At 72.6% G+C, this 5,720-nt stretch carries 7 protein-coding genes; 2 read left to right on the top strand and 5 right to left on the bottom strand.

Going from position 1 to position 5,720, the window contains the following annotated elements:
- Positions 1-125: 125 nt before the first annotated feature.
- A complete protein-coding gene (locus tag ACFV4G_RS37660) occupies positions 126-518 on the bottom strand; it encodes a hypothetical protein (RefSeq protein ID WP_380447061.1) in 393 nt (130 codons plus the stop codon).
- 207 nt (positions 519-725) lie between these two features.
- Here ACFV4G_RS37660 and ACFV4G_RS37665 point away from each other — a divergent pair, with 207 nt between their 5' ends.
- Entirely contained in the window at positions 726-1,103 is a 378-nt protein-coding gene (locus tag ACFV4G_RS37665) for a hypothetical protein (RefSeq protein ID WP_380447063.1), read from the top strand.
- On the opposite strand, the gene ACFV4G_RS37670 is transcribed toward ACFV4G_RS37665, so the two are convergent.
- Positions 1,073-2,014, bottom strand: coding sequence for an NADP-dependent oxidoreductase (locus ACFV4G_RS37670; protein ID WP_380447065.1), 942 nt, complete (start codon positions 2,012-2,014; stop codon positions 1,073-1,075). The two genes, ACFV4G_RS37665 and ACFV4G_RS37670, sit on opposite strands and share 31 nt — an antisense overlap.
- A gap of 31 nt (positions 2,015-2,045) precedes the next feature.
- Complete coding sequence (locus ACFV4G_RS37675; RefSeq protein WP_380447067.1) at positions 2,046-3,500, bottom strand: DHA2 family efflux MFS transporter permease subunit; 1,455 nt, start codon at positions 3,498-3,500, stop codon at positions 2,046-2,048.
- 94 nt (positions 3,501-3,594) lie between these two features.
- On the opposite strand from ACFV4G_RS37675, the gene ACFV4G_RS37680 reads away from it, so the two are divergent.
- Positions 3,595-4,341 (top strand): TetR/AcrR family transcriptional regulator, encoded by a 747-nt coding sequence (locus ACFV4G_RS37680; protein WP_380447068.1) that lies wholly within the window; start codon positions 3,595-3,597, stop codon positions 4,339-4,341.
- Between the two features lie 44 nt (positions 4,342-4,385).
- Here the strand turns inward: ACFV4G_RS37680 and ACFV4G_RS37685 are convergent, their stop codons facing one another.
- Both ACFV4G_RS37685 and ACFV4G_RS37690 read right to left on the bottom strand, forming a co-directional pair.
- Positions 4,386-4,970, bottom strand: a complete 585-nt coding sequence (locus tag ACFV4G_RS37685; protein WP_380447070.1) for a hypothetical protein — start codon at positions 4,968-4,970, stop codon at positions 4,386-4,388.
- 103 nt (positions 4,971-5,073) lie between these two features.
- Positions 5,074-5,640, bottom strand: a complete 567-nt coding sequence (locus tag ACFV4G_RS37690; protein WP_380447072.1) for a family 16 glycoside hydrolase — start codon at positions 5,638-5,640, stop codon at positions 5,074-5,076.
- Between the last annotated feature and the right edge of the window lie 80 nt (positions 5,641-5,720).

Consider the following 5,720-nt stretch of genomic DNA (forward strand, 5'->3'; position numbering starts at 1 on the left):
GCTCGGCATGGACCGCACCACGCTCCTGCCCGAGCAGCCGCACGCCGGCGGCGGGGCCGGCCCCCCCGGGGGCGCCGGCAATCTCCCCCCCCCCCCCCCCCCCCTCAACCGGGGCTGCCCCGGCCTCAGCCCGTGATCGGCTTCAGGGCGGTGGTCATCATCGCCGCCATGCCCGAGCCGCCGTTGTAGGAGCCGACGGTGGCGTCGTTCAGGGCGTTGACGATGTCGTCACCGGCGACCTGGTTGCCGTTGCCGACGATCACGGTGTCCCAGTTGCCGCCCGCCGCCTGGGCGGCGTCCATGGCGCCGCCGGCCACGCCGCTGGAGCCGTTGTGCGAGCCGACGGTGGCGTCGTGGCCCGCGTTGATGATGTCGTAGCCCGCGACCTGGTTGCCGTTGCCGACCACCACCGTTCCGTGGTTGCCGCCGGAGACGACCTCGGCGCTCGCGACGGTCGGTACGGCGGCGATGCCGGCGGCGGCGAGTGCGGCCAGCGCCCAGGTGGTGTGACGGTGCATGATGATTCTCCGATCTGTCAGAAAATATCCCTTTTGAGGGGCGAGGGTGACAGTAGGCGCCGCTCCTGCCGGGGTGGGCGATGGTCCGCCGGTCGTGGTGTGTCGGACGGGTCGGGCGGGACCGGTCGGGTGAATCGCGTGGTGAAGGGCCCCGCCTGCGGGGGCTACGATCGGGGCTCCTTCCGACCGGCGATCTGGAGCTCACCGATGCGCGTGGACCGACTTCGCGGGCGGGCCCGGCTGACCCGGCGGGCCCGGCTGCCGCGGGCATCCGTGGCAGCCGCGGCGGTCGTCGCCCTGGCCGCCACCGCGGCCGCCTGCGGGCCGAACAACGACGCCTACGTGGCCCTGCAGAACGTGATGAAGTCCCACATCACCACCCAGGACCACCGGCCGGTCGGTTCGGTCTCCTGCACCCCGCACGTCCACGGCACCGTGCGCGGGGAGACCGTTCACCTGCGCTGCCAGGTCGACTTCGCCGACGGGACGGCGTACACCGCCGACGCGGCCATCCACGACCAGAACTCCGGCGGTACGCACAACCGGCCCGACACCTACTCCTGGGACAGCCCGCCGCCCGAGTGACGCCGGGCGTCGGGGCCGATCACCAGCACGAGCTTCCCCCGCAGGCCGCCGCTCTCGCCGGCCCGGTGCGCGTCCGCTATGTCGGCGAGCGCGAAGGTCCGAACGGCGGGGAGGGTGAAGCGCCCGGCCTCGATCAGCGGGCCGATCGAGCGGATGGCGTGAAGGGCGCGGCCGTCGTCGCCCCGGCTGAACCGGACGCCGTGCTCCCGTGCGCCGGCGAAGTCGGCGATCGTCACGACCTGCCCGGGCCCGCCCGTCAGCGTGATGAGGTCGGGCAGCCCGCTCCCGGCGGCGTCGAGCGCGAGGTCGACCCCGTCGGGAGCCACCGCCCGGACTCGTTCGACGAGCCCGGGTCCGTAGACGACGGGCTCGGCCCCGAGGCCGCGCAGGTAGTCGTGCCGCGCGAGGCCGGCGGTCCCGATCACGCGCGCACCGCGCGCCACGGCGAGTTGGACGGCGGCGCTGCCGATCGTTCCCGAGGCGCCGTGGACCAGCAGGACGTGTCCGTCCGCGACGCCGAGCTGGTCGAGTACTCGGGTGGCCGTCTCGACGGCGGCGGGCAGTGCGGCGGCGGCCGGGAAGTCGAGCGGTCGCGGGATCGGCGCGCAGCAGGAGAGCACCGCGAGTTCGGCCTGGGCCGCGCCGGCCGTGCAGAGGCCGAAGACGCGGTCGCCGATCGCGAAGTCCTCAATGCCTTCGCCGAGTTCGTCGACGATGCCCGCCGCCTCGTGGCCGAGGGCCTGGGGGAGTGCCTGGTCCATCTCGCCCCGGCGCTTCTTCCAGTCGCTGGCGTTGACGCCCGCCGCGCGGACGGCGATGCGGATCTCGCCGGGGCCCGGATGCGGGTCGGGCAGGTCGACGATCTCCAGGACCTCGGGGCCGCCGAAACGGCTGAACTGTGCTGCCTTCATGGTGTTTTCCCTTGCGTCGGTGGGTGCGTGCTCAGCCGTGCGCCTGCTGCGCGTGCCGGGGCAGCAGCCCCACCAGTGCGAAGACGATCAGGTTCAGGCCGGCGGTGATGGCGAGGACGAGTTCGGCGGCGTCGATGCTGGAGTGCGGCGAGCCGTGCCCGGTGCGGGCGAAGAACACCGTGCCGAGGGCGGCCACGCCGATCGCGCCGGCGAACTGCTGGACGGCGTTGAGGGTGCCCGCGCCCGTGCCGACCTCCTCGGTCGTGGCGTCGCCGAGGATGTAGTCGACGAGCGGGACGAAGACCATGCCGGAGCCGAATCCGGTGAGCAGGAGCGCGGGCGCCAGCTTCCAGGCGGAGAGGTCGGTGCCCCAGTGGGCGGTGGACCACCACAGCGCCAGCAGGCCCGCGACCGCGATCGCCAGGCCCAGGTGCAGGGCGGTGCGCCCGAGCCGCACGGCCAGTGACCGGCCGGCGAGGAGGACGGCGAGGGCGGTGCCGAGGGCCCACGGGATCAGCGTGAGGCCGGTGTGCAGCGGCGACCAGCCCAGGCCCTGCTGCAGCAGCAGGTTGACGGTCAGGACGAACGCGCTCAGCGCGGCGTAGAAACCGCCCGAGACCATCAGGCCGACGACGAAGCCGCGCTTGCGGAACAGCGACGGCGTGATGACCGGGTGCGCGCTGCGCCGCTCGAAGCGCACGAACAGGGCGAACAGGACCGCCGCACCCGCCATCATGGCGTAGCTCCAGGCGGGCCAGCCGTGCTCGCGGCCCTGGATGAGCGGGACGATCAGCAGTGCCGACGCGGCGGTGAGCAGCCCGACGCCGACCGGGTCGAGGCGGGCGGAGCGGTCCTCGCCGCCGTGCGCGGGCAGCACGCGCCAGGCGATCGCGAGGGCGATGACGCCGAAGGGGATGTTGATCAGGAAGATCGGGCGCCACTCGCTGCCGAAGAGGTTCAGGTGGAGCAGCCACCCGGCGAGGATCGGGCCGGCGACGGTCGCCAGGCCCATGAGGGGGCCGATGGGCGTCAGGGCCTTGCGCAGCTGGTGGGGCGGGAAGACGATCTTCACCAGGGCCATGCCCTGCGGGATCATGACCGATCCGCACAGGCCCTGGAGCGTGCGGGCGGTGATCAGGAGGGCCGGGTTCGGGGCCAGTCCGCAGGCGAGCGAGGCCAGGGTGAAGCCGGTCAAGCCGAGCAGGAACAGTCGCCGGCGGCCCAGCAGGTCACCGAGCCGTCCGGACGTGACGAGGCCGAGGGCGAAGGCGGCGGTGTAGGCGCTGAGCACCCACTGGAGCGTGGACTCGCTGCCGCCGAGGTCGGCGCGGATGGAGGGGCCGGCGAGGTTGGCGATGCTGGCGTCGATGAGGTCCATGACGTCGGCGAGGAAGACGACGACCACGACGAGCCACGCGGTGCGCGGGGGCAGCACGGTGCTGCCGGTGGTCGCGGGGGATCGGGAAGTGAGCTGGTCAGTAGACACGAACACCGTTCTACAGCAGATCGGTGTTCTGTTCAATACGAACACCGTTCTTAGTGGCGTGGAACACCGTTCGCAGGTTGGTTAGACTGCTCGCATGGCACCCACCCCGCAGGAGCGACGCGCAGCGCGGCACCAGCTCGGCACCGACACGGACGCGCCGGGCGTCCGGCGCGGGCCGTCCGCCGGACGCAAGAAGCCGATCACGGTCGAGGCGATCATCAGCATGGCGTTCGCGATGATCGAGGAGGAGGGCTTCGAGGCCCTCACCATGCGGCGCCTCGCGACGGCCCTGGAGACCGGGCCGTCCTCGCTCTACGCACACGTGGTGAACAAGGACGACCTGGACGAGCTGCTCATTGGCCGCCTGTGCGCCCGGATCGACCTCCCGGAGCCGGACCCGGCCCAATGGCGGCAGCAGATCACCGGCGTCTGCACCCAGCTCCGCGACCAGTACCTGCGCTACCCCGGCATCTCCCGGGCCGCCTTCGCCGCCGCCCCCTCGGACCTCGACACCCTCCGGGTCGGCGAGGGCCTGCTCGCCATCCTCCTCGCCGGCGGCATCCCCCCGCAGGCCGCCGCCTGGGCCATGGACTCGTTGATGCTCTACGTGAACGCGTACAGCCTTGAGCTCTCCATGGCCGGCAAGCGCCACGAACGCGGCGACGGCGCGTGGGTCGTCGAACGCGACGAACTCCTGCGCCGCTTCGCCGCCCTCCCCGACGCCTACCCCCAGACCCGGCGCTACGCCGAGGAGTTGACGGCCGGCAGCACCCACGACCGCTTCGACTTCACGCTCGGCCTGATGCTCGACGGCATCGAGAGCGCGCGGTCCCGCCAGTAGGACGAACGGCGCGCAATGCGGCCGCCCGGCCGCGAGCAGGAGCCCTACCAGCCCCACTCCACCGGGCCGACCGGCTGCAACCCGGCCTGCCGGGCCAGCCATTCGGCGCGCTCCACGTCGCCCTGCCGGAAGTGGACGAAGACCGTGTGGTCCTCGGCGGGCACGTCACGGAAAACGTCCCGGCTGTTGAGCGCGATCTGGACGTAGGCGTCCTTGTTGCGGACCGCCAGGCCGAGCTCCGGAACCGCCGGCCAGCTGAAGCAGTCCCAGTCGATCGAACCCGGACCGGACCCGGCCACCCCGAAGAACGCCTCCTCGATCGACCCGACCGGCAGCCGTTCGAGGATCAGCGAGACGGGGAGCAGCGCCGCCACGTCCGGGTCCCCCGCCACGACCATGCGGCGGACGTCGTCGTTGGACTCCGGCCGGTACGGGTCGTCAGGGGCGATCGTGGCCGTCGGGAAGGCGGCCGCCATGCGCTGCGCCTCTGCGAGTGTGAGGGCCTCCGTCTCCGCGCTGACGTTGAACGAGTCCATGGGGATCGCAAGGTTCAGCAGCCGCTTGACGGCACGGTAGGCGGTCGGCAGATCGGGGGTCCGCAGGACGGGCAGGGCGTTCGAATTGCTCACGCCGGGCAGTCTGGCAGACCGGGTGCCCCGTGATCACGTGGGTTTGCGCCCCCGCGCCGTCGCCGGAGCAGTCCGTCGAGGTCGCGGCAGTGGGCGGCGGACGCTACTGCGTCGGCTCCACCGCGATGTCGCTGAACACCGCCTGGGCGTCCTCCGTGTAGGCGCCGATGCTGCCGCTCGGGTACGGGCGTTCCTCGTCGTCGTAGGAGACCAGGCCCTTGCCGTCGACGCTCACGTCCAGGTGGGCACCGCGCTGGACCACCGTGACGTCGGACCAGTCGCCGACGGGGAACTCCTCGGCGGCCGTCGCCAGGAAGCGCTGGCCGCCGGGGTAGGCGGGGTCGCGCTTGCCGAGCTCCCAGCCGTTGGGCTTGAGGATGAGGTAGTAGAAGTGGTCCGGGTCGGTGTACGCCCACACCAGCCACGGCACCTCCCAGGGGTTGGGCGTGGGTGTGCGCAGTTGGGCGACGGTGCGCATGCGGGCCTGGAGGCTCATGTCCCCGTACTGCCGCGTGGAGACGATCAGTCCGGCGTGGGTCTCGTCCGGCTGCCGCGCCGGCTTGGGGGAGAGGGCCAGGCCGTTCGTGAAGCCGGTGTTCGCGCCGTGGCCGTCGAAGACCGACCGCCAGGGGCCGTGGACCGAACCCTCGGTCCACCGCCGCAACCGCAACCCCAACTACTCCCCCCCCATTGCGCTCACCCCCAAGGCGGGCCCCCCCCCCCCGGCGGCGGGGGTGTGGAGGCGGGGTA

The organism is Kitasatospora sp. NPDC059747 (assembly GCF_042732955.1).
In the GTDB taxonomy this organism is placed as follows: Bacteria; Actinomycetota; Actinomycetes; order Streptomycetales; family Streptomycetaceae; genus Kitasatospora.